At 71.3% G+C, this 23,628-nt stretch carries 18 protein-coding genes; 11 read left to right on the forward strand and 7 right to left on the reverse strand.

The genetic code is table 11. From position 1 onward, the window contains the following. Window positions 1-9 precede the first annotated feature (9 nt). On the forward strand, window positions 10-1,245 hold the full coding sequence (locus BLU79_RS14070; protein ID WP_093906081.1) for a DUF4032 domain-containing protein: 1,236 nt from the start codon (window positions 10-12) through the stop codon (window positions 1,243-1,245). Window positions 1,246-1,260: 15 nt separating this feature from the next. On the opposite strand, the gene BLU79_RS14075 is transcribed toward BLU79_RS14070, so the two are convergent. Continuing rightward, the gene (locus BLU79_RS14075; RefSeq protein ID WP_093906082.1) at window positions 1,261-2,142 is read right to left on the reverse strand and encodes a universal stress protein; all 882 of its coding nucleotides are present in this window, start codon (window positions 2,140-2,142) and stop codon (window positions 1,261-1,263) included. A 222-nt stretch (window positions 2,143-2,364) separates the two neighbouring features. On the opposite strand from BLU79_RS14075, the gene BLU79_RS14080 reads away from it, so the two are divergent. From BLU79_RS14080 to BLU79_RS14090, 3 genes are read left to right on the forward strand one after another with little or no spacing between them, the layout of a single operon-like run. Next, window positions 2,365-4,041, forward strand: coding sequence for an NAD(P)/FAD-dependent oxidoreductase (locus tag BLU79_RS14080; protein WP_093906083.1), 1,677 nt, complete (start codon window positions 2,365-2,367; stop codon window positions 4,039-4,041). Beyond that, the gene (locus tag BLU79_RS14085) at window positions 4,038-5,510 is read left to right on the forward strand and encodes an ATP-binding protein (protein ID WP_093906084.1); all 1,473 of its coding nucleotides are present in this window, start codon (window positions 4,038-4,040) and stop codon (window positions 5,508-5,510) included. The genes BLU79_RS14080 and BLU79_RS14085 overlap by 4 nt, the downstream gene beginning before the upstream one ends. Next, complete coding sequence (locus tag BLU79_RS14090; protein ID WP_093906085.1) at window positions 5,507-5,860, forward strand: UBP-type zinc finger domain-containing protein; 354 nt, start codon at window positions 5,507-5,509, stop codon at window positions 5,858-5,860. The genes BLU79_RS14085 and BLU79_RS14090 overlap by 4 nt, the downstream gene beginning before the upstream one ends. Before the next feature lie 36 nt (window positions 5,861-5,896). Here the strand turns inward: BLU79_RS14090 and BLU79_RS14095 are convergent, their stop codons facing one another. From BLU79_RS14095 to BLU79_RS14115, 5 genes are all read right to left on the reverse strand, one after another. Further along, a complete protein-coding gene (locus tag BLU79_RS14095) occupies window positions 5,897-6,508 on the reverse strand; it encodes a hypothetical protein (protein ID WP_093906086.1) in 612 nt (203 codons plus the stop codon). Between the two features lie 105 nt (window positions 6,509-6,613). Next, window positions 6,614-7,804, reverse strand: coding sequence for an SGNH/GDSL hydrolase family protein (locus BLU79_RS14100; RefSeq protein WP_093906087.1), 1,191 nt, complete (start codon window positions 7,802-7,804; stop codon window positions 6,614-6,616). Beyond that, window positions 7,801-10,176 (reverse strand): glycosyl hydrolase family 95 catalytic domain-containing protein, encoded by a 2,376-nt coding sequence (locus tag BLU79_RS14105; RefSeq protein ID WP_093906088.1) that lies wholly within the window; start codon window positions 10,174-10,176, stop codon window positions 7,801-7,803. Before BLU79_RS14105 ends, BLU79_RS14100 begins: the two co-directional genes overlap by 4 nt. A gap of 62 nt (window positions 10,177-10,238) precedes the next feature. Further along, window positions 10,239-12,050, reverse strand: coding sequence for an alpha-galactosidase D (locus BLU79_RS14110; protein WP_093906089.1), 1,812 nt, complete (start codon window positions 12,048-12,050; stop codon window positions 10,239-10,241). Window positions 12,051-12,073: 23 nt separating this feature from the next. Further along, window positions 12,074-13,261, reverse strand: coding sequence for an ROK family transcriptional regulator (locus BLU79_RS14115; protein WP_093906090.1), 1,188 nt, complete (start codon window positions 13,259-13,261; stop codon window positions 12,074-12,076). 230 nt (window positions 13,262-13,491) lie between these two features. Here BLU79_RS14115 and BLU79_RS14120 point away from each other — a divergent pair, with 230 nt between their 5' ends. The 7 genes from BLU79_RS14120 (at window position 13,492) to BLU79_RS14150 (ending at window position 22,118) form a co-directional block, all read left to right on the forward strand. Continuing rightward, the gene (locus BLU79_RS14120) at window positions 13,492-14,664 is read left to right on the forward strand and encodes a serine hydrolase domain-containing protein (RefSeq protein ID WP_093906091.1); all 1,173 of its coding nucleotides are present in this window, start codon (window positions 13,492-13,494) and stop codon (window positions 14,662-14,664) included. Between the two features lie 88 nt (window positions 14,665-14,752). Then, entirely contained in the window at window positions 14,753-16,138 is a 1,386-nt protein-coding gene (locus tag BLU79_RS14125) for a CAP domain-containing protein (protein ID WP_093906092.1), read from the forward strand. A 76-nt stretch (window positions 16,139-16,214) separates the two neighbouring features. Beyond that, window positions 16,215-16,892: an AIM24 family protein gene (locus BLU79_RS14130; RefSeq protein WP_093906093.1), complete on the forward strand. Its 678-nt coding sequence runs from the start codon at window positions 16,215-16,217 to the stop codon at window positions 16,890-16,892. A 204-nt stretch (window positions 16,893-17,096) separates the two neighbouring features. Continuing rightward, a complete protein-coding gene (locus BLU79_RS14135; protein ID WP_093906094.1) occupies window positions 17,097-18,194 on the forward strand; it encodes a tetratricopeptide repeat protein in 1,098 nt (365 codons plus the stop codon). Next, window positions 18,191-19,261 (forward strand): polyprenyl synthetase family protein, encoded by a 1,071-nt coding sequence (locus BLU79_RS14140; RefSeq protein WP_093906095.1) that lies wholly within the window; start codon window positions 18,191-18,193, stop codon window positions 19,259-19,261. The genes BLU79_RS14135 and BLU79_RS14140 overlap by 4 nt, the downstream gene beginning before the upstream one ends. 139 nt (window positions 19,262-19,400) lie before the next feature. After that, window positions 19,401-20,360: a threonine/serine dehydratase family protein gene (locus BLU79_RS14145; protein WP_093906096.1), complete on the forward strand. Its 960-nt coding sequence runs from the start codon at window positions 19,401-19,403 to the stop codon at window positions 20,358-20,360. A 156-nt stretch (window positions 20,361-20,516) separates the two neighbouring features. After that, window positions 20,517-22,118 carry a serine/threonine protein kinase gene (locus BLU79_RS14150; RefSeq protein ID WP_093906097.1) on the forward strand — a complete coding sequence of 534 codons (1,602 nt, stop codon included), beginning with the start codon at window positions 20,517-20,519 and terminating at the stop codon, window positions 22,116-22,118. Here the strand turns inward: BLU79_RS14150 and BLU79_RS14155 are convergent, their stop codons facing one another. Next, window positions 22,119-23,555, reverse strand: a complete 1,437-nt coding sequence (locus tag BLU79_RS14155; protein ID WP_093906098.1) for a serine hydrolase domain-containing protein — start codon at window positions 23,553-23,555, stop codon at window positions 22,119-22,121. Between the last annotated feature and the right edge of the window lie 73 nt (window positions 23,556-23,628).

Below are 23,628 nucleotides of genomic sequence, written 5' to 3' on the forward strand. Positions count from 1 at the left end.
GAACGGCCCATGGCACTGCAGATCAGCGCGACCAACCCGGAGCATCCCGCGCTCCTGCTGGAGCTGCCCTGGCACCTGCCGCTGGAGGAATGGCCGGAGGACGTCCTCGTCCCGCTCCCACGCGGCATATCCCGGCACGTGGTGCGCTATGCCCGGGCCGGCGACGAGGTGATCGCCGTCAAGGAACTCGCCGAGCGCCCGGCGCTGCGCGAGTACGAGCTGCTGCGCGACCTCGACCGGCTCGGCATCCCGGCGGTGGATCCGTTGGCCGTGGTCACGGGGCGCACCGACGCCGGTGACGGCCCGCTGGAGTCGGTCCTGGTCACCCGGCACCTGGGCGGCTCGATGCCGTACCGCTCGATGTTCGAGACGACGATGCGCCCCGCGACCATGCACCGCCTCATGGACGCGCTGGCCGTCCTGCTGGTCCGCCTCCACCTCGCCGGGTTCGCGTGGGGCGACTGCTCCCTGTCCAACACGCTGTTCCGGCGGGACGCGGGCGCCTACGCCGCGTATCTCGTGGACGCCGAGACGGGCGATCTGCACCCTCAGCTCAGCACGGGCCAGCGCGACTACGACCTGGACCTCGCCCGGGTCAACATCAGCGGCGAGCTGCTGGACCTGGAGGCGTCCGGGGCGCTGCACCCTTCCGTGGACCCGATCGAGTTCGGCACCGAGATCTGCGCCCGTTACCGGAGCCTGTGGCAGGAGCTGACCCGCACCTCGGTCTACCCTGCGGGCAAGTACCACTACATAGAGCGCCGGATCCGCCGCCTCAACGAACTCGGCTTCGACGTGGCCGAGATGCAGATCGAGCACGCCCCCAACGGCGACACGGTCACCTTCGTGCCCAAGGTCGTGGACGCCGGCCACCACCAGCGTCAACTGCTGCGCCTGACGGGCCTGGACACCGAGGAGAACCAGGCCCGACGGCTCCTGAACGACCTGGAGAGCTGGATGGCCACCCAGGACGACTACGCCCCGGGCGACCCCCTCGGCGCCCGCCCCGAGGTGCTCGCGCACCGCTGGGTCCGCGACGTCTTCCGCCCCACCGTGCGCGCCGTGCCACTGGAGCTGCGCGGTTCGATGGACCCGGCCGAGATCTATCACGAGCTGCTCGAACACCGCTGGTATCTGTCCGAGCGCGTGCAGCACGACATCGGCCTGGACGCGGTCGTCGAGGACTACATCACGAACATCCTTCCCAAGGCCCGGGAGACGCTGCAGCCGACGACGTCCGACTGACTCGGTCGTCCTGACTCAGTCGTGGGGCACCACGGCCACCGGGCAGTCCGCGTGGTGCAGAACGCCGTGTGCCACCGAGCCGATCCGGGCGCCCACGGCCGTACGGCGGGCGCGGCGCCCCACGACCATCAGCTGGGCCCGCCCGGAGACCGACAGCAGCACCTGCCCGGCACTGCCCATCTCCACGTGCTCGACGACACGGACCTCCGGGAAGCGTTCCCGCCAGGGCCGCAACGCCTCGCCCAGGGCCTTCTTCTCGTACGGCTCCAGGCCACCGGCCTCGTCGAGGAGCTTCAGGGAGCCCGGGCTGTAGGCGAACAGGGGCGGCAGGGTCCAGGCCCGTACGGTGCGCACCGTCGCGCCGCGCGCCGCGGCCGTCTCGAACGCGAGCCGCAGCACGGCGGCGCTGTCGTCCGGGTCGCCCTGCTGGCCCACGACGATCTCGCGCCCGGCGGCCTCGGCGGAGGGCTGGTCGCCGGCTCGTACGAGGACGACGGGCCGCTCGGCCCCGGCGATCACCTGCTGTCCGACGGAGCCCAGCAGGAACCCGACGACGGCGGCGCGGCCCCGCGATCCCAGCACCAGCATCTCGGCCTCGGCCGCCGCGGCGATCAGTGTCTCGGCGGGCCCGCCGTCGAGGACGTCGGTGGTGACGTCGAGGCCGGGGTGCCGCTCGGTGACGGAACGGGCGGCCTCGGTCAGCCCCTCGCGCACCCACTGGCCCTGGGTATCGGCGTCCTTGGCGTATCCCTCATCGATCGCCTCGTGCGGCTGGAACCGCCAGGCGTGCACCAGCCGAAGGGCAAGCCCTCGGCGGACCGCCTCGCGGGCGGCCCAGGCCAGCCCCGCGAGGCTCTCCTCCGATCCGTCCACCCCTGCCGTGATCGGGCGCGTCATTCCGGCTGCCTCCTCCATGTCGCGGTCACCGTCCGTGGTACCCAGTCTTCACCACACTGTGTCGCGGCCGAGAACCGCTCACTGACACAGCGTGCCCGCCTCCCGCATACCCGAGCGAAGCGGGCGGATCGAACATACGATGGGGCCGGAGTCGGCGCGGCGACTGCGCCATCCGGACGTCCGCCGCCGCGTCCAGCAAGCGACCCTCGGGGTGGGAGACGTATGGCACAGGCCGCCGACACAGCGCGGACCGTCATCCTGACCGTGGACGACGACCCGGGTGTGTCCCGGGCGGTCGCCCGCGACCTGCGACGGCGCTACGGCGAGTCGCACCGGATCGTGCGCGCGGAGTCCGGCGAGTCCGCGTTGCAGGCGCTGCGCGAACTGAAGCTGCGCGGCGATCTGGTCGCCGTGATCCTGGCCGACTACCGCATGCCGCAGATGAACGGCATCGAGTTCCTCGAACAGGCCCTGGACGTGTACCCGGGCGCCCGCCGTGTGCTGCTGACCGCTTACGCGGACACCAGCGCCGCGATCGACGCCATCAACGTCGTCGATCTCGACCACTACCTCCTCAAGCCCTGGGACCCGCCGGAGGAGAAGCTCTACCCGGTCCTGGACGACCTGTTGGAGGCCTGGCGGCGCAGCGACTACCGACCGGTGCCCAGCACCAAGGTGGTCGGACACCGCTGGTCGGCGCGGTCGTCGGAGGTGCGGGAGTTCCTCGCCCGCAACCAGGTGCCGTACCGCTGGTACTCGGCCGACGAGCCCGAGGGGCAGCGACTGCTGGCCGCCGCCGGGCAGGACGGGCAGCGGCTGCCGCTGGTGGTCACGCCGGACGGTACGCCCCTCCTCGCACCCGAGGCGCCCGAGCTGGCCGCGAAGGTGGGGCTGGCCACGACGCCGACGGCCGACTTCTACGACCTCGTCGTCATCGGCGGCGGCCCTGCCGGCCTCGGCGCCGCCGTGTACGGGGCGTCGGAGGGGCTGCGGACCGTGCTGGTGGAGCGGTCGGCGACCGGCGGGCAGGCCGGGCAGAGCTCCCGGATCGAGAACTACCTCGGCTTCCCGGACGGAGTGTCGGGCGCGCAGCTCACCGACCGCGCCCGCCGGCAGGCGACGAAGTTCGGCGCCGAGATCCTCTCCGCGCGCGAGGTGACGGGGCTGGAGGTCAGCGGCGCCGCCCGGATCGTACGGTTCTCGGACGGCTCGGCGGTCGCCGCGCACAGCGTGATCCTGGCGACCGGCGTGTCGTATCGGCAGCTGCAGGCACCCGGCTGTGTCGACCTGACCGGCTGCGGGGTGTACTACGGGTCGGCGCTCACGGAGGCTCCCGCCTGCCAGGGCCAGGACGTGTACATCGTCGGCGGCGCCAACTCGGCGGGGCAGGCGGCGATGTATCTGTCGCGGGGCGCCAAGTCGGTGACGCTGCTGGTGCGCGGGGCGTCGCTGTCGGCGTCCATGTCGCACTACCTGATCCAGCAGATCGACGAGGCGCCGAACATCTCGGTGCGCACGGGCACGGTCGTGGAGTCCGCGCACGGCTCCGACCATCTGGAGCAGCTGACGCTGCGCGAGGTGGACAGCGGGCGGAGCGAACTCGTCGACGCCCAGTGGATGTTCGTGTTCATCGGCGCGGCCCCGCTCACCGACTGGCTGGACCGGACGGTGCTGCGGGACGGCCGCGGGTTCATCCTGGCCGGGCCCGACCTGACGTCCGACGGACGGCCACCGGCGGGCTGGGAGCTGGACCGGCCGCCGTACCACCTGGAGACCAATGTTCCCGGCGTGTTCGTGGCGGGCGACGCGCGCGCGGAGTCCGCGAAGCGGGTCGCGTCCGCCGTCGGAGAGGGAGCCATGGCCGTGATGCTCGTCCACCGTTATCTGGAGCAGTCATGAGCGGGCAGTTGATGCCGTGCCAACCCGGGGAGATCGGGTCGCTGTTCCTGTTCGAGAAGCTCTCCCCCGAGCAGCTCGGCAGGCTGTGCAGCGAGGGACGGGTGGAGATGTTCGAGCCGGGGCCCGTGTACGCCGAGGGCGATCCCGCCACCTGCTTCTACGTGATGATCGAGGGCACGGTCGTCCTGTCCCGCCGGGTCGGCGGGGACGACGTGGAGGTGACCCGGACCTCGCAGCGCGGGGTGTACGCCGGGTCCATGCAGGCGTACCTGGGTGACCGGGTGCGGCAGGCCTACAACAACTCCATGCGCGTCACCGAGCCGACGCGGTTCTTCGTGCTGCCCGCCGACACCTTCGCGGCGATCATGCAGGAGTGGTTCCCGATGGCGGTACATCTGCTGGAGGGGCTCTTCTTCGGTTCGAAGAGCACTCAGCGGGCCATCGGGCAGCGCGAACGGCTGCTGGCGCTGGGCTCGTTGTCCGCCGGGCTCACGCACGAGCTCAACAACCCCGCGGCTGCGGCCGTACGAGCGACCGCGACGCTGCGCGAGCGGGTCGGCAAGATGCGGCACAAGCTGGCCATCATCGCACAGGGCTCCTACTCCCCCGAGGTCATGGCGAACCTCATCGACATCCAGGAACGCACCGCTGAGCGCGTCGCCAAGGCCCCCACGCTGAGTCCGCTGGAGGCCGCCGACCGGGAGGACGCGGTCACCGACTGGCTCGACGACCACGACATCCAGCAGGCCTGGCGGATCGCGCCCACCTTCGTACAGGCCGGTCTCGACGTGGACTGGCTGGACCAGGTCGCCACAGCGGTGGACGAGGAGATCCTGCCCAACGCGATCGGGTGGCTCAACTACACCGTCGAGACCGAGCTGTTGATGGACGAGATCAACGACTCGACCGCGCGCATCTCGCATCTCGTCGACGCCGCCAAGCAGTACTCCCAGCTCGACCGCGCGCCGTTCCAGAACGCCGACGTGCACGAACTCCTCGACAGCACCCTGCTGATGCTGTCGGGCAAGATCGGCCGGCAGATCAACGTCGTCAAGGAGTACGACCGTACGCTGCCGAGGATCCCGGCGTACCCGGCGGAGCTCAACCAGGTCTGGACGAACCTCATCGACAACGCGGTCGCCGCGATCAACAGCGCCGGCGGCGAAGGGACGTTGACCGTGCGGACGGCGCCGGATCACGACCGGCTGCTGGTGGAGTTCCGTGACACCGGGGTTGGCATCCCGGCGGACAACCGGGGGCGGATCTTCGATCCCTTCTTCACGACGAAGCCGGTGGGTGAGGGCACCGGGCTCGGTCTCGACATCTCCTGGCGGATCGTGGTCAACAAGCATCACGGCAACATCCAGGTGGAGTCGGTGCCGGGGGACACGCGGTTCCAAGTGCTGCTTCCGCTCACCGTGGCCGAGAACGACACACCCGAGATCGACCTTGCCGAGGAGTCCGCATGAGTGGTGAGAAAGGGATCGACTCCAGCGTGCCGCCCAGCGGCAGCGGATGCAGCGAGTGCGACGCGGCCGGTGGGTGGTGGTTCCACCTGCGGCGGTGTGCGCAGTGCGGGCACGTGGGGTGCTGTGACAGCTCACCCGCGAAGCATGCGACGGGGCACTACCGGGAGACCGGGCATCCCCTGGTGCAGAGCTTCGAGCCGGGTGAGGGCTGGTACTGGAGCTACGAGACGAACGAGCTGTTCGAGTCCGGGCCCGAGCTGGCGCCCCCCGTCAGTCATCCGGCGGATCAGCCGACACCGGGGCCCGCGGGGCGGGTGCCGGCGGACTGGGCGAAGACGTTGCGCGGCTAGCGACTTCGCGTGCCCGGCGCTCGGAGCGGTCCGCCGCTACGCGGCGATCGACCACACGAGGTTGACGGCCCAGCCGAGGATGCCCACAACGGCGCAGGCGAAGATGCCGAGTCCCACCCGCTCGGCCGCCTTCTCGCGCCGCGAGGGCTCCCGACTCCGGTTCGGCTTGCCCGACTTGGGCGGCCTGACCACCAGGTACGTGAGCCAGGCGAGTGCGGCCGCGGCGAACCCGACCTGCCACAGCTCGCCCATGACGCCCCAGACCCCGGCCCGCTGAATGGACTGCGTCGCAAGCCCCTCCTGGGCGGCGAACTCGGTGCCGTCCGGGTAGTCGTGCCCGGTGTCCTCCAGGTGTACGGCGACGGCGTCGTCGGCGCCGCCGCCGTCCGGCGTGAAGTCCCCGTAGCAGGAGATGTCGGAGTTCTTGCGGCTGTCGTTCGTGTCGTAGCAGCGCCCCACCTTGTACGTGCCCGGTGTGCCGTAGAGGCCTGCGGATAGGGCGAGATCGAGGGACGCGGTGACGAGCCAGAAGGCGGCGACGAACGCGGCGATGCCGCCGAAGATCCAGCGGATCACACGGACCAGGAGTCCCCGGGGGCGGGAGTCGGTGCGGGAGCCCGTACGGGAGTCGGTGCGGGTGTCTGTCATGGGGAGCCGGCTGATCCTTCGGGTGGGGGACGACGCAGACGAGCCAGGCTGCACCCTATCCTCGCTGACCAGGCGTTCCGCACCGAGTCCCTTGGCCTGTGCTGATCAGTCGGTGGCGTCGCACTCCAGGGCGCCCAGGTCGACGGCGTCGGCCATCGCCTGCATGCCCTTGTCGTTGGGGTGGATGTGGTCGCCGCCGTCGAGGGCGGGAAGCATCTTCGCGGGGTCGTAGGGGCTGCGCAGGATGCGGTCGAAGTCGGTGACGGCGTCGAACTCGCCGCTGGTGCGGATGAAGGTGTTGACCTCCTGGCGTACGGCCTCGGCGGCCGGGTCCCATTCGTGCCAGCCCTTGAAGGGGCCGACGGTCGCGACCACGACGCACTTTCCGGCGGCGTGTGCCCGGTCGACGATCTCGCGGTAGCCCTCGATCAGGTCCTCGGCCGTGACGCCCGTGTGGGCCTTGATGTCGTTCACGCCCTGGAAGAGGAACACGGTCCGCACGCCCGGCTGGGACAGGACGTCGCGCTCCAGCCGGTTCAGCGCGCTCTGCCCGGGACCGTCCGCGAGGACCCTGTTCCCTGATATGCCCTCGTTGGCGACGCCCTTGACCGCCGTGTCCGTCCGTTGCAGACGACGGGCGAGGTAGTCGGGCCAGCGGCGGTTCAGGTCGGACGTGGACTGCCAGCCGTCCGTGATGGAGTCGCCGAGGGCGACCACGGCTCCGGTGCCCTTGGGGGCGTGCACGGAGACGGCGTCGAGGTAGAACCAGGAGCCGGTCGGGATGGTCCAGGGAGTGCCGCTCTCCTCGGCGGTGTGGTCGCCCTGGGTGGCGTACGACGTCTGCATCGCCATCCAGTGCCCGCTCGCCGGGCCGGCCGCGTCCGGACTGTGCAGGCTGACGACGAGATTGGACGCGGCGGGCAGCTTCCCGGGCAGCGGGTCGCTCCACACGGTGGCGCCGGCCGGCACGGTGACGGTGCGCTCGCCGCCGAAGGCCAGGCGCCGGTTGCTGCCCGGCCGCAGTTCGGCGCCCTGCTTCTGGAGGCCCGCGTAGGCGCTGTCGAAGGTGATCGGCCGGTCGCCGAAGGCGTTGGAGAGCCGGACCCGCACTCCGCTTCCGCCGACGGTGGTGTGCACGACGAGCCGGTAGCTGCGGCCCGCGACGCCGTCGGACATCCGGTCGGCGCTGGTCGCCCAGGTGACGACGCCGCTCGGGCCGGCGGTCGCCTCGCCGGGCGCGGACTGGCAGGCGACGAGCGTCAGCAGGACGGCTGCCAGCGGCAGTTCGGCCCTCACCGGGCGAGGTCCTTCAGCGTGACGGACGCCCCGGGCCGCAGCGAGACCGTGCGGGACTCCGCGCCGTACGCGACCGTCGTGGTGCGGCCGCCGACGCTGCGGATCCGCGCCTCGGTCGGTTTGCCCTCCCGCCAGTGCAGGTCGACCTCGAAGCCGCCGCGCACGGGGACGCCCTCGACGAAGCCCGACGCGGCCCAGGCGTCGGGGAGGGCCGGGAGGAGTTCGATGTGTCCGGGCCGGGAGTACAGCAGCATCTCCACCATCGCGGCGGGGGTGCCGAAGTTGGCGTCGATCTGGAAGATGCCCCGGCCGCGTTCCACCTCGTAGATGTCGAAGAGGTTGAAGGCCGTGCCGTTGCTGCCGTCGGTGGAGGGGCGGAGGTTGTTGACGATGAGCTGGTAGGCGTTGTCGGCGTCCTTCAGGCGGGCCCAGCACAGGCTGCGCCAGGCATTCGCCCAGCCGAAGCTCTCCATGCCGCGCGCGGTGAGCAGGGCGGTGGCGCCGGCGACGATGTCGGACGGGGTGGAGCCGTCCGGGCGGATGCGGTCGCCCGGGAACAGGTTGATCAGCGGGGACAGGTGGCGGTGCGTGGTCTCACCCAGGTTGTCCGGCGACATCCACTCCTCCAGCCAGCCGGTGGTCGGGCTGACCTGCGGCAGGTACAGCTTTCTGCGCAGTGAGGCGATCGTATCCGCGTAGTCGGTGTCCCGCCGGAGTTCGGCGGCCGCGGTGCAGTAGTTCCCGAACAGCATCCACACGACTTCCTGAGCATAGGTGATGCCCTTGGCGTCCTGCGGACCGTGTTCCGGGGACCAGTCGCTGTCGTCGACGAGCACCTCCTTCGAGGTGCCGGGGAGGGTGATGGTGAGGAGCCGCGCCTCCCAGAACTCGCACGCGCCCTTGAGGAGCGGGTAGATCTTCTCGAGGTACTCGCGCGATCCGGTGTATTCGTAGTGCTCCCACAGGGTGGTGCACAGCCAGGCGTTGCCCGCCGGATGCCACCACCAGCCGCTGCCGCCGTAGGGGTTGGTGGAGAAGGCGACGGCCCAGCCGGCGTTCTTGCCGCTGGAGTTGCGGTAGCGGTTGCGCGGGTCGCTGTACAGGCGGCGGGTGAGGTCGTTCCAGGACGGGAGCTGGGCGACGCAGTAGTCGGTGAAGGCGTCGAAGCACGGGGACAGGCCGGTGCGGTCGGCCATCCAGTAGTTCATCTGGATGTTGATGTCGGTGTGGTAGTCGCCCATCCAGTCCGGGTCGTTGCCGTCCAGCCACAGGCCCTGGAGGCCCAGCGGGAGGCTGCCGCGGGAGCCGCAGATCATCAGGTAGCGGCCGAACTGCAGGTAGGCCGCCTCCAGTTCGGGATCGGGCTCGGGGTCGCGGCTGCGGGCGTGCAGACGCTCCCAGGTGTCCAGTTCGCGCTGCTCGGCCGAGGACGTGCCGAGGGAGAGGTCGAATCTTCCGTACAGGGCGCGGTAGTCGGCTACATGCGTGCGTCGCAGCGCGTCGGCCGACTCGGCGACGGCGGCACGGACCTTCGTACGGGCGAGTCGCTCGGGGTCGAGCGAGCGGTCGCGGAAGCCGGAGTCGGCGTCGGGCGCGTAGTTGGTCCCGGCGGTGACGACGACCGTGAGGTCCTTGCAGCCGGTGAAGTCGATGCGGGTGCCGTCGACGGTGACCTTGCCGCCGGTGCCGCGGGCCTTGAGGGCGGCGCCGTAGCGCAGGCCGTTGGGGAGGGTCGCGGCGAAGGACTCGGCGGCGGTGGGGTGTTCGCCGTGGGTGCCGGTGAGGGTGAGGGTGCCGGTGTAGCGGCCGCCGCCGCTCTGGGTGAAGCGCAGGACGATGACGTCGTCGGGCCGGCTGGCGTACATCTCGCGCCGGTAGGTGACGCCGGAGCGGACGTAGGAGCTGGTGACCAGGCCCTGGGCGAGGTCGAGGGTGCGGCGGTAGCCGTTGACGCCGCCGAGGTCGTGGTCGGGGATGTCGACGGTGAGCTTGGCCAGCAGGGTGAACGAGCCGAAGTCGGAGCGGCCGTAGGGGAACTGGCCGTCCTGGTCCAGGGTGTCGTTGAGGCCACCGGTCCACATGGTGGCGTCGGTGATCAGGAGGAGTTCACGGCCGGGGTCGTTGCTCGCGAGGGCACCGATACGGCCGTTGCCGAGGGGCAGGCCCTGTTCGATCAGTGAGCCCTCGTCGCCGGGGGCCTGCCACCACAGCTGGTGGCGGGCGGCGTCGGCGGGCAGCGGGACTTCGGCGGGGCGGGCGGGCGCGGCGGTGGCGGTGAACGCGGGCAGCGCGCCGAGGGCGGCGGTGAGGCCCGCGGTGGTGGCGAGGGAGAGGACGGATCTTCTGCTCGGTTCGTTCGGGCTGGTGTCCATGTGCGGCTCCGGGGTCGTCCGGGCCGGGGCCCGGCGCACGGCCGGGCCCCGACAGAGGGAGATCAGAGGGACTTCGGTACGTCGATCCGGTCGATGTCCGGCGCGTAGCCGGTGCCGCTGTCGAACGTGACGGTGTTGGCGCCGGCCTTGAGCTTCACCGGCACGTAGACGCTGTTGACGGTCCCCCAGTCACCGGTGGACGCGAACTTGTGCGGGGTGGCGCCGACTCCGTTGGCGGAGACGAGGACCGAGCGGGCGTCGCCGCTGACGTAGGCGACCTTGATCTGGTAGGTGCCGGCCTTGGCCACCACGACGTCGTTGACGCTGACCTTGCCGCCGACGTACAGGTTGCCGACCTTGCGGCCGTCGGAGCAGGCGGAGCAGTCGGCCACGGAGGCGTTGCCGCTCAGGGTGCCCGCCTCCGCCTCGTGGGCGGTCCAGGCCAGGTCCGTGCCGCGCGGGGTGACGGTGAACAGGCGGGAGCCGTGCGCGGGAAGAGCCTGGGTGATCTTGCCGGAGTAGGTGCCGAGGCTCTCCTTGTTCCACACGTCACGCACCGAGGCCTTGCCCTTGAAGCCGAGGGTCTGCCAGTCGGCGGTCACGGAGGCAGGGGCGTCGGAGAGGTTGAAAAGGGCCACGGTGTAGGTGCCGTCAGGGTTCTTGGCGGCCCAGACCTGCTGCGGGTCGGAGGCGGTGACCGGCTCGGCGGGCGGGGCGCTGCTCTGGTTGATGCCGATGACCTCGCGGTTGGTCAGCAGCGACAGCCCGTAGGAGTCGAGCTTGGTGAGGTCGTCGCCGGTGAACAGCGGGGACTTGGCGATCGCCCACAGGGTGGCGTAGCTCTGCCGCTCGGCCTTGGTGAGGCCGTCCATCTCGCCGTTGCCGACGTTGAGGGAGTCGAGGTCGTTCCAGCCGCCGGGTCCGGCGTGGTCGGTCCAGGCGGGGGCGTCGTCCCAGCGGTCGTCGACCGAGTTCTCCCAGCTGACCAGGGTGTTGCAGTAGCACTCGACGTCGGTGTCGATGCGCCAGCCGTTGGAGTACTTCTTCCAGTCCGCGACGTGCCCGTAGTCCAGCGACCAGGACAGCTCCAGGTGGATGGGGCGGCCGGCGGTCTTGATCGCCTGCTGCCAGGCGGCGACGTCGGCGACGTTGTTGTAGTTGTCGCCGCTCTTGAAGGAGCCGGGGCCCACGCCGTCGAGCTTCAGGAAGTCGTAGCCCCAGTCGGCGAACATCTGCGCCTGGGAGTCGATGTACTTCTGCGCGCAGGGGTTCGAGAAGTCGATCTTGTAGGCGCTGTCCCAGCCGTTGGTGGTGCGCAGGTCGTCGTAGACGATGTCGCCGGTGGTGCAGCCGTCGGCGTTCCAGATCGGGTTCTTGCCGTCGTTGTACGCCCCCTTCTCCAGGCCGACCGGCAGGTAGATGCCGGCCTTGAGGCCCTTGGAGTGGATGCGGTCGGCGACGGCCTTCATGCCGCTCGGGAAGCGCACCGGGTCGGCCTTCTGCCGGCCGTACTCGTCGAACTGCGACTTCCAGGACCAGTCCATCCACCAGCCGGCGTCTATGTTCACGTACTCGTAGCCGTACTTCTTCAGCTTGGCGGCCATGGCGTCGGTCTGCTTGATGACGTTCGCCTCGGACAGATAGCTGTAGTCGCCCTTCGGGTTGAGGCCCGGGTACTTCGACGACTGCATGGTCCAGCTCGTCCAGCCCATGTAGGGCTTGGCGGCCACGGTGGTGCCGGTCGGGGCGGCCGGGGGCGTGGGGGTCTCGGCCTGCGCGCTGGGGACGGCGGCGGTGACACCGGCGGTGAGGGCCAGGACCACCACGGCTCTCAGGGCGCGTGCGGGCATGACGGAGTACGAGGATGACCGCATGGGTCGTACCTCCAGGGGTCGGTTCAGCGGCTCTGACGCTGGTCGTCGGCTCTGATGAAGGACTGGATCGCGGTGGCCGCGGCCCCGCGCGCCCACTCCTCGAAGGGCAGCGGGCGGGTCTGTACGTCGCACTGGGCGGCGGAGCCGAACGCGGCCGCGGCGAAGGCGTCGCGGATCTGTTCGGCGAACAGGTCGTGGGCGGCGAGGCCCTCGCCGGAGATGATCACCCGCTCGGGGCCGAGCAGGTTGGCCACGGTGGCGATGCCGCGGCCGATCGCCTCGCCCGCCCGGGCGTAGGCCTCACGCGCCCCGGCGACACCGCGATGGGCGAGGGCCACGGCTTCCGCGGTGTCGGCGACCTCGGCGCCCGTGGTCTCGCGGATCCGCCGGAGGATCGCGGCGTCCCCCGCGATGGCCTCCACGCAGCCGCGGTTGCCGCAGTGGCAGGGCGGGCCGGCCGGATCGACGGTGACGTGCCCGATCTCTCCGGCCACACCGTGCGCCCCGGCGACCACCCGCCCGTGCACCACGAGCCCGCACCCGATGCCCGCGCCGACCGTCACCACGGCGAAGTCCGACAGCCCCACACCGGCGCCGAACCACTGCTCGGCGACGGTGAGGGCCCGTACGTCGTTGTCGACGGTGACCGGCAATCCGGTGGTCGTGGCGGCGAGTTCGGCGAGGGGCACGTCCCGCCACTCCAGGAACGGCGAGTAGCGGACGATTCCCGCACCGCGGTCCACGTCTCCGGAGACGGCGATGCCCAGCCCCAGGACCGGGACCCCCAAGTCTCCCGCCTCTGCGAGCAGTTCGCCCGCCAGCTCGGCGACCGAGGCCAGCACGACCTTCGGTTCCCGGTCCGGGAGCGGCGCGTGGCGGGCGACGCGGATGCGGCAGCACAGGTCGGTGAGCACGCCGATGACCTCGTCGCCGGTCACCTTGACGCCGATGAACAGTGCCCGTCCCCCGTCGACCCGCACCGGGTTGGCGGGGCGGCCGAGGGCGGGCCGGGCGGGCTCGTCGACGTCCTCCACCAGGTAGCCGGCCTCGATCAGGGGCCGTACCGCCTTGGTGACGGCGGCCGGGGACAGTCCCGCCCGCCGGGCCACCTCCAGGCGGGTGAGGGGCCCGTGGCTCAGAACCGTGGTGAAGATCTGCGAGACGGCCGGTGTGTTCGCCGGGAACGTCTCGGCGCGGCGGATCGAGGACATGTCCGGAACCTAGAGGTCTTATTTTCCGCCGTCAATAAAAGAAACAGGATTCCCACAGGGAACACCGGACGCCTCCCACCCGGTGATACCTGACTGTCCAACTGTGCGTCGTCTGTGGCGATGTGACGGGATGCGAGAAGGTTGCCCCGCGTGCAGGTGATCGTTCTCGTATCAGCAGCACATCTGCATCAATCCTCGGCAGCACATCGACAGAGACGGGAGTCAGCCGGATGGTCTCAGCAACGGTGGTCAGGGGTACGGCGGTGACGGCGGCCGTGGTGTCGCTCCTGGCGGTTCCCGCGCATGCCGCATCCCTGGCGCCCGGCGCCACCACCAGGGCCGAGGCCTCGGCGGCCGCCCTGCCCAAACCCGATGTCACGGGCCTGTGGAACGTCCTGCGCACGGTGCGCGGGCAGGGTGCCCCGGGCGTGATGGCGCGGCTCGACGACGGCGGCTCGGTTCACTGGGCGGCGACGGGTGTCGCCGACCGCGGTACCGGACGGAAGATCAGCAACACGGACCGGTTCCGCATCGGGAGCGTCACCAAGATCTTCTCGGCGGTCGTCCTGCTGCAACTGGCCGACGAGAAGAAGCTGAAGCTCGACGCCCCGGTCAACCGCTATCTGCCGGGACTGCTGCCCGACGACCGCATCACGGTGCGGCATGTGCTCAGCCACCGCAGCGGTCTGCACGACTACACCAACGAGATGTTCGCGCGGACGGTTCCCGGGTTCGAGGCGGTCCGCAAGAAGGTCTTCACCTACCGGCAGCTGGTGAACCGGTCGCTGAGCAAGGCGCGGACCACCAAGCCGGGCGGCGCGTACTCCTACTCCAACACCAACTTCGTGGTCGCCGGGATGCTCATCGAGAAACTGACCGGGCACTCCGTGCGGACCGAGTACAAGAACCGGATCATCGAGCCGCTGCACCTGCGCGACACCTTCTATGTGCACCCCGGCACGCAGATCCCCGGCCGGCACGCGCGCGGGTACCTCACTCCGGACGCCGCCGGCACGGCGCTCGTCGACGCCACCGAGCAGACCGCGTCCTGGGCGCAGAGCGCCGGCGCCGTCATCTCCACCACCCGGGACCTCAACACCTTCCTGTCGACGCTGCTCGGCGGCCGGCTGACCTCCCGGGCACAGCTGGCCCAGATGCAGCGATGGGTGCCGTCGGGGACCAAGCAGGAGTACGGGCTCGGGCTGCGACGCCGTCATCTGTCGTGCGGGATCTCCGTGTACGGCCACACGGGCGCCGTTCAGGGCTACTACACCTACGCGTTCGCGTCCAAGGACGGCAAGCGCAGCCTCGCCGCGCTCGCCAACACCTCCAACAACGGCACGGTCCTCAACTCCATGCTGGGCACCCTGGAGTCCGCGTTCTGCGGCAAGCAGGCGAAGTAGCGCGCACGTCGGGTGGGAACCCGCGAGATCCGCTGGACGTTTTCCGGACATCCCCACCGGATCTCGAACCACCCACCAGGACGGCACGATGAGCGAGTTGGTTCCCGGGGGCAATCTGCCCCTCCCGGGCGGCAGTGTGACCGTCCGGGTGCCCGGCCCCTTCGACGTGTCCGCGCTGATCACCGACGATGGCGGCAAGGTCCGGGGCGACGCCGACTTCGTGTTCTACAACCAGCCGTCCGCGCCGGGCGCCCGGCTCCACGGCGACACCCTGACCGTCGATCCACCGCGACTGCGGCACGGGGCCACCCGGATCACGGTGGTCGTCAGCCCCGCCGATCCCGGCACTCCCCTGGGCCGCCTGCCGGCCCCCACGCTTCACGTCACCGCCCCCGGTGGCCGCACGATCGCCCGGTTCGCCCCGCCGCGCCCGCGGCAGGAGACCGTGCTGCTGCTGGCGGAGATCTACCGGCGCGGCGACAGCTGGAAGCTGCGGGCCCTGGGGCAGGGGTACGCGGACGGGCTGGCCGGGATCGCGCGCGACTTCGGGGTGGACGTCGTCGAGGACGCCACGCCGTCGCCGGTCCCGTCGGCACCCGCGCCGCCCGTGGCCGGCGCTCCGCCGATGCCCGCCGTACGGCCCACGGCCACCATGCAGACTCTGTCCGCCGTCACCGCCCCGCCGGTCGCCTCCCCCGATCCCGACGGCTTCCTCGGCCTCGTCAACTCCGCCCGCACCAATGCCGGTTCACCTCCCGTCGTCCTCGACGCCCGCCTCGCCACCGCCGCTCGGGCCCACGCCGCCGCCATGGCCGCGGCAGGCCGGCTGGGTGTGGAGGGCCGCGACGGCGTCTCCGTGTACCAGCGCATCACCGCCACCGGATACACGTATCTCACCGTCGGCGAGCACCTGGTCTCCGGCCCCCGCACCCCCGCCGAGTTCGTCGCGTACTGCCTGCGCACCGAGCAACCCCGCCACACGCTGCACGAGCCGGCCTTCACCCACGCCGCCGTGGCGTACGTCAGGGGCGGCCGCTCGGGCGACATGTACTGGACCGCGCTGTGGGCCAGGCCCCTGGCGCCGGGGGACCTGTCCCGCACTGCGGCGGAGGTCGTCGACCTCACCAACCGCGAGCGGGCCAGGGCCGGACTGCGCGCCCTGGCAGTCGATCCCGCGCTCGGCAACGCCGCGCAGGCCTACAGCACCGACATGGCCGCCCGCGCGTTCTACTCCCACACCTCGCCCGAGGGGACCCAGCCCTGGGACCGTGCGGCCGCCGCGGGCTCCCGCATGCGCGCGATCGGCGAGAACATAGCCTGCGGTCAGCGCTCCCCCGCCGAGGTAGTGGAGGGCTGGATGAACAGCCCGGGTCACCGCGCCAACATCCTCAAGCGGGACTTCACCCACATCGGTATCGGCTTCGCGGGCGGCGGCCCCGCGGGCATGTACTGGACACAGCTCTTCGGCGCCTGACGGTCCAGCAGCACGCATCGGACGGCGGCATGCCGCTATCTGGTCGGAACGGAACCGTCCGGGACAGGATGCCCGTATGAAGGGTGACCTCTTTTCCAGCGAGCACATGGTCCAGCCGGCCACGGCACCGGGCATGACGATCGAGAACGCCAAATGCGTCAAGTACGCGGTGAACGGCGAGATGCACGCCCGCCAGGGCGCGATGGTCGCCTACCGCGGCAACCTCCAGTTCGAGCGCAAGGGCCAGGGCGTGGGCGGCATGCTCAAGCGGGCCGTGACCGGTGAGGGGCTGCCGCTGATGGCGGTGCGCGGGCAGGGCGAGGCCTGGTTCGCGCACGAGGCGCAGAACTGCTTCATCGTCGACGTCGACCCCGGCGACGAGTTCACGGTCAACGGCCGCAACGTCCTGTGTTTCGACGCCTCGTTGTCGTACCGGATAGCGACGGTGAAGGGTGCGGGCATCACCGGCGGCGGACTGTTCAACAGCGTCTTCACGGGCCAGGGCCGGCTGGGGCTGGTCTGCGAGGGCAATCCCCTGGTGATTCCCGTCTCGCCCCAGTACCCGGTGTACGTCGACACGGACGCGGTGGTCGGCTGGACGGCCGGGCTGCAGACCTCGCTGCACCGCTCCCAGTCCCTGGGCTCGATGCTGCGCGGCGGCTCCGGGGAGGCCGTACAGCTGATGCTGCAGGGCCAGGGCTATGTCGTCGTACGGCCGAGTGAGGCTACGCCGCAGAAGGCCCAGCAGCACTGACACCACCCCGGTGAGGTGATCTGCGCCTCACGAGCAACCCTGTCCGCTCCGCCGACGTCTTGATCGACAACAAGTGAAGAGCATCAGGTGACTGTCACCGATGACGCCCTGGCCTTCTGGGCCAGGGCTGATTTTCGACGCACTATACCGCCCATGTATACACACTGCGTATAGATGGCGTGTATACCGGATCGAGAGGCATACATGTACGGCAAGGCATTCGCCCCGGAGTACCAGGGCGCCCTGACCACCCTGTCCGTCAACTCCTCGCTGACCGACGTACTGGCCGCCGGCACCGAGCAGTTGAAGGCCGCCGAACAGGCCGGGCAGCACGGCGAGGCGGCGCGTTCGGGGCTCGCGGTCGCCGAGGCGCACCGTCGGCTGGGGCAGATCGGGGACGCCGACCGGGCGTGGAAGGCGAGCTACCGTGCCGCCAGGGAGGCCGGCGACACCGGGGCGATGGCCTGGGCGCTGTGGAGCGGCGGCACCCTGGCCCGACAGCGCGGTGCGTTCCCGCTGGCCCGGCGGCTCCTGCAGCTCGCGGCGGACCTCGGCGAGCGGGGCGGCGACATCGTCGTACGCGGCTACTCACTGGCCGGGCTGGCGGAGACCGGCCGGATCCAGGGCGACTACGAGGCGGTCCACCGGCTGCACGAGCAGCTGCTGGCCGAGGCCCGGCGGCGCGGTGAGGCGCGGCACACGGTGTGGGCGTTGGAGGGCATAGCCCAGATCCATCGCAACACCGGGTCGTACGACACCGCGTTCGCCCTGTTCGAGGAGGCCGCCGAGATCGCCGCCCGTGCCGACGACCGGCGCGGTCACGCCTGGGCGCTGCGCGGGCTGGCCGACATCGTCTCCGTCCGGGACGGGGACGTCGAGCGGGCGCTCGCGCTGCTGTCCGAGGCGGAGGCCACCTGCCGCGCGATGAAGCTCTCCAGCGCACTGGCCTACAACCACAAGATGCGCGGCAACGTCCTCTACCGCGCCGGGTTTTACGCCGAGGCCCGCGCCCTGTACGAGCAGGCGCTCGCGGAGTTCCGCGCCATGAGCGAGCCGCGCGGGGAGGCGCTGTCGCGACTCGGGCTGGTCAAGTCACGGGCCCGGCTGGGGCGCGATCACGCCGAGACGACCGCCGAACTGGCGGAGCTGGCAGAGGTGTTGGAGCGGATCGGGCTGCGGCACGCGCGGGAGATGGTTGCTCGGGCGCAGGCGGAGTTCGACGCCCTGGAGGACGCTGCCGCGAAGAAAGAGGAAGCCGCGGAGATGGCCGGGGCGGGCGCCGGGGCGGTGGCCGTACGGTGACGACGTTCCCTTCGGCGGTGCGGACTCCGTTCGACGCCCATCCGGTCATCCCGTCGGCGCAGGCACCGGCCGACGTCCACCAAGTCCTCGACCGCTGCCGCGCCTTGGTGCGCCCCGCGCTGCGCGACGCCGTGGGCCGGATGCACCCCTGGGTCGCTGAGATGGCCGCGTACACCTTCGGCTGGTGCGAGGTGGGCGGCGCGCCGGCCGTCGCCTCCGGCGGAAAGGGCGTACGGCAGGCACTGGCCGTGCTCGGGGCCGAGGCGGCCGGTGCTCCCGGGCAGGTCGGGGTGGACGGGGCGGTCGCGGTGGAGCTGGTGCACGCCTTCTCCCTGCTGCACGACGACATCATGGACGGCGACACGACCCGGCGCCGCCGCCCCACCGTGTGGAAGGCGTACGGCACCGGGCCCGCCGTTCTCGCTGGCGACGCCCTGTTCGCGCTGGCCGTCGAGACGCTCGCCGAGGCACCGGCGGGTCCGCAGGCGGTGCGGCTGCTGTCCGTGGCGTTGCAGGACCTGGTGCGCGGGCAGGCGGACGACCTGCTGTTCGCCACGCGTCCGTGGACGGGGCCGGAGCGGGTGCGGCCGGACGAGTACCGGGCGATGGCCGAGCACAAGACGGGCTCGCTGCTGGGCTGTGCGGTCGCGCTGGGCGCTCTGCTGGGCGGCGCACCGCCCGCGACCGTCTCCGCCCTCGATCGTGCGGGACGGCATCTGGGCGTCGCCTTCCAGGTGGTCGACGATCTGCTGGGCATCTGGGGCGACCCCGCCGTGACCGGCAAGCCGGTGCACGGCGATCTGCGGGAGCGGAAGAAGACCTTCCCCGTACTGGCCGCGCTCGACTCCCCCGCCGCCGGTCGTCTCCCCTCGCTGCTGGGGTCCGCCGCCGACCTCGCCGATACGGCCGCGCTGATCGAGGAGTTGGGTGGCCGCTCGGCCGGGCTGGCCGAGGCGCGGCGCCAGGTGACCGCCGCGGAGGCGGCTCTCGCCGATGTTCCGCTGGAGGCGGAGGTCGCCGGGGAGCTGCGGTCGCTGATCGGCTTCCTGGTGCGGCGCGACCTGTGAAGGCCCGGTCCACGCTGTACGGCGGTCACCGGCACGTCACCGTGGAGCGCGCGGCGGAACCGGGTTGACCGGCACCCCCTCCCCCGGTCAGGGTGCGAAGCGGCACGGATCACCGCCCCGCGCCGGAAAGGTGACTGCCTTGATCGGGATCACGGACGTCGAAGCCGCGGCCGACCTCATCGCCGGACATGTCGTGCACACCCCGACCGTCTCCAGCCCCGGCCTCACGGCCCTGCTCGGCGTCCCGGTCACGGCCAAGCTCGAACTCCTCCAGCGCACCGGCTCGTTCAAGGCCCGCGGGGCGACGGCGAAGCTGCTGTCGCTGACCGACGCCCAGCGCGCCGCCGGGGTCGTGGCGGTCAGCGGCGGCAACCATGGCATCGCCCTGGCGATGACGGCCGCCGCCCTGGAGGTGAAGGCCACCGTGGTGATGCCGCGTTCGGCGCCCGTCCGCGCCGTCGAGATCGCCCGGGACGCCGGAGCCTCGGTACGGCTGACGGACGACATGGACGGCGCGTTCGCGCTCGTCACGCGGCTGCGGGACGAAGGCCTGACGCTCGTCCATCCCTTCGACGACCCCTTGGTGATCGCCGGGCAGGGCACCGTCGGGCTGGAGCTCGCCGACGACGCCGGCGACCTCACGGACGTACTCGTCAGCGTGGGGGGCGGTGGGCTCGTCGCGGGCGTCGCGGTGGCGCTGCGGGCCCGGCGGCCCGGCGTGCGGATCTGGGGTGTGGAGACCGAGGGCGCCGAGGCCATGTCCGAGGCGCTGGCGGTGGGCGAGCCGGTGCCGGTGGCGCTGTCGTCGATCGTGTCCACGCTGAGCGCGCCGAGCGTGTCGCAGCTGACGTACGACCATGTGTCCGCCCTGGTCGACGAGGTGCTCGTGGTCCCGGACCGGGAGGCGGTGCGAGGTGTGCTCGACCTCGCCGAGCACGCCAAGGTGTGGACCGAGCCGGCCGCCGGCTGTCTGCTGCCCGCGGCCCGGCGCGTGCTGGAGCGGGTCGGGGACGACGCCCGGCTGGGGCTGGTCGTGTGCGGGGGCAACGCGACGACCTCGGACGTGCTGCGCTGGGCTGCGGATTTCGGCCTGCGGTGAAGCATTCCGGCTCAATTCCCTTGGCTTTTCGCGAGCTTACTCACGCGTAAGAAGCAAAGGAAAAGAAGCGCCCTTTAGTTGAGGATTTCGTTGAACGCTTCCGGCTACGTCTCTCGTACTTCCTGTGAGAAATGAGAGCCAGGGGTTCAGCGAGGGATGGCCATGGTCAAGGCGCGCGTCTCCACAGCCGAGTTGGTCGCGGGAAGGTATCGACTCGTCGATGTCGTCCATCGCGAGACGAACCGCGTCAGTTACTACGGCGAGGACATCCAGACCGAACAGCCGTGCCTCCTCACCCAGGTCGGGCTGCCCGACGATCCGAGCCCCGACGACCGGCGCCGGGCGACCTCGCGCATCCTGCGGACGTCCGAGCGGATGGGCCTGCTGCGTCCGGGCCGGGTCGCCACCGTCCTGGACGCCGTCGAGGAGTCCGGGAGCCTGTGGCTGGTGACCGAGTGGATCGACGGCACGCCCCTCGGCGAACTCCTCGCCCGGCAGGGCACGTTCAACTATGTACGGGCCGCCCGCATCGGCCTTGAACTGCTCGACGTGCTGGAGGCCGCGCACGTCGCGGGCATCACGCACGGCGAGCTGAGCCCGGGCCAGGTGTTCGTGCGCGACGAGGGTCCCCTCGTCGTCACCGGCTTCGGGCTGGCCGGCGCGACCCTCGCGCCCCGGGTCGCCGCACCGTCGTACGCCTCCCCGGAGCAGGCCCGTGACGAACGCATCGGGCCGGCGTCCGATCTGTGGGCGCTGGGCGCGATCCTCTACACGATGGTCGAGGGGCGCCCGCCCTACCGCGAACGGGACCGGCCCGAGGCCACGTTGAAGGGGGTGGACCGGCTTCCGCTGCGCGCGCCGGTGCGTGCCGGTCCACTCACCCAGGCCGTGCAAGGGCTGCTGCGCAAGGACTCCCGGGAGCGGCTGAGCAGACTGGTGATCCGCGACGCGTTCGTGCGTGTCCTCAACGAGGACCCCGAGGCGCCCCTGCAAGAGCCGGCACGCCCTCGGTCGCGCGGTCTGTACCCCGTGGGCCCGGGCTGGGGCAGACGAGCCATGGTCGCCGGTACCGCCCTCGCCGTGGTCACCGTCGCGGCCGCGGTCCTGGTCGTGACCAACGGCCGCGAGGACGAGGGGGGTTCGTCGGCGGCAGGCGCGGCACCACCCGGCCCGTCGGCCTCCGCGAAGGAACCCACGACTCCGGCCCCCACCAGGGAGCCCACCCCGTCCCCCACGAAGGAGGCGACGGAGACCGCGTCGCCCGCCCCGTCCCCGTCGGGCACCGCTCTGCCCGACGGCTTCCGGACGTACAAGTCACCGGAGGGCTTCTCCCTGGCCCTCCCCGAGGGCTGGAAGCCGCTGCGCACGACGCGCGCCTCTGACCTGGCGTACCGGGTCGTGCTCGGCTCGGCCGACGATCCGCGCACGCTCGCCGTCACCTACAGCGAGCGCGTCGGCCCGGACCCCGTCGCCGTCTGGCGCGACGACGTCGAGCCCGGCCTCAAGGGATCCGGCGTCGGCTACGAGCGCCTCGGTGACATCGAGGCGACCACGTACCAGGGCTACGAGGCCGCCGACATCCAGTGGCTCGCCGACATCGACGACACCCGTGTGCGCACCTTCGGCCGCGGCCTCCTCATCGGCGAACACCGCGGCTATTCGCTGCGCTGGACGACCCCGGAGGCCGACTGGGACGACGCAGGCAACCGGGAGGCCCTGGACGTCGTCCTGCGGACCTTCCGCGTGCCCGAGGAGTGATCAGACCGACGGTTCAGGTGCACGCATCGCCCGCAGGGGCAGGCGGTGCAGCGGCTCCGTACGCCAACTCGCCCTGAATGTCCGGTCCTTGAGCGAGCATGTCACGTCCAGGTGGTGCGGGGTCTCCAGGAAGGCGAGGTCCACGACAAGGGTGTCCGGGTCGGTCCAGCCGCCGCTGACCGCGGTGGGCAGCGGCTCGTCGGCGACGGTCCACCCGGCCTCCCCGAGCCGCACCCGCAGCGGGTGACCGTCCTCGGTGAGCGTCAGCGTCCAGCCGTCCTCGCCCGGCGCGAGGTCGATCGCGGTCAGCTTGGGCAGCTGCTCGCAGACCCCGCCGTCCGGCGTGAACGCTCCGGCGGACCAGGCCTGGGCCCGCTCGGGCGGCGCGGTCTTGCCGGCAGCGGGCGGCAGCGCGAGGTCCGCCAGCCGCTCGGCCAGGGCCGCGTCCGCCGCCTCGCCGCCGGTCAGGGGCGCGGGCCCGAACGCGGGCAACAGGTGCTCCCAGACGAGGTTCAGCACGGCCTGCATGTTCCGGGTGTCCGCAGTCGTCGCGATCACCGCGTCCTGCTCGGGCAGCACCAGGCAGAACTGACCGAACGCACCGTCACCGCGGTAGCCGTGCCGGGACATCCAGAACTTGAAGCCATAACCCCGTTGCCAGTCCTCCGAGGGCATGACACCGGGGTTCTGGATCTGCGGACGCGTGGCCTCGGCCACCCACCACTCGGGCAGCAGCCGTTCGCCCTCCCACACCCCTCCCCGCAGATACAGCTGGCCGAGCCGGGCGATGGCGTCCGTGGTGGCGTGCAGCCCGCTGAAGCCGAGCTCACGGCCGCTGCGGTCGCTCAGCCACGCGATGTCGCCGATGCCGAGCGGGTCCAGCAGGCGCGGCCGGAGATACTCGGTCAGCGACTGGCCGCTCGCCCGCTGCACGATGGCGGAGAGCGTGAAGGTGGCGGACTGGTTGTACGCGAAGACGGTCCCCGGGTCGCGGGGCGGCGGTATCAGCAGGAACCCACGCACGAGGTCCTCGCTGTCGAGGCCGTACGCCGCGTAGAGGGTGTCGCTCTCGTGCCCGCTGGCCATGGACGCCACGTGCCGTACGAGCATCGCGCGGCTGCGCGGATCGGTGATGTCGGCCTCGAACTCCGGGAAGTAGGAGATCACCGGGTCGTCGAGCCGGATCAGCCCCTCGCCGACGGCGATCCCGGCGGCCGTCGCCGTGAAGCTCTTGCTGATCGAGTAGAGGAGTTGGGGGCGCTCGGGGGTGTACGGCGCCCACCATCCGGACGCGACGAGCCGGTCGTGTCGCAGGATCATCAGGCTGTGCGGCTCGATGTCCGGGGCGGCGTCGAGGGCGTCGAGGAAGGCTAGGACACCGGAGGCGTCGATGCCCTGGGCGGCGGGGGTACTCGGGGGCAGCGGGCGAACACTCATGCGAGCATCCTCTCCCACGGCCCGGCGACGATCGAGGGAATAGGCGCTGCCGGGGGTGCATATAGGCTGCCTG

The organism is Streptomyces sp. cf386, from assembly GCF_900103585.1.
Classification (GTDB): Bacteria; Actinomycetota; Actinomycetes; order Streptomycetales; family Streptomycetaceae; genus Streptomyces.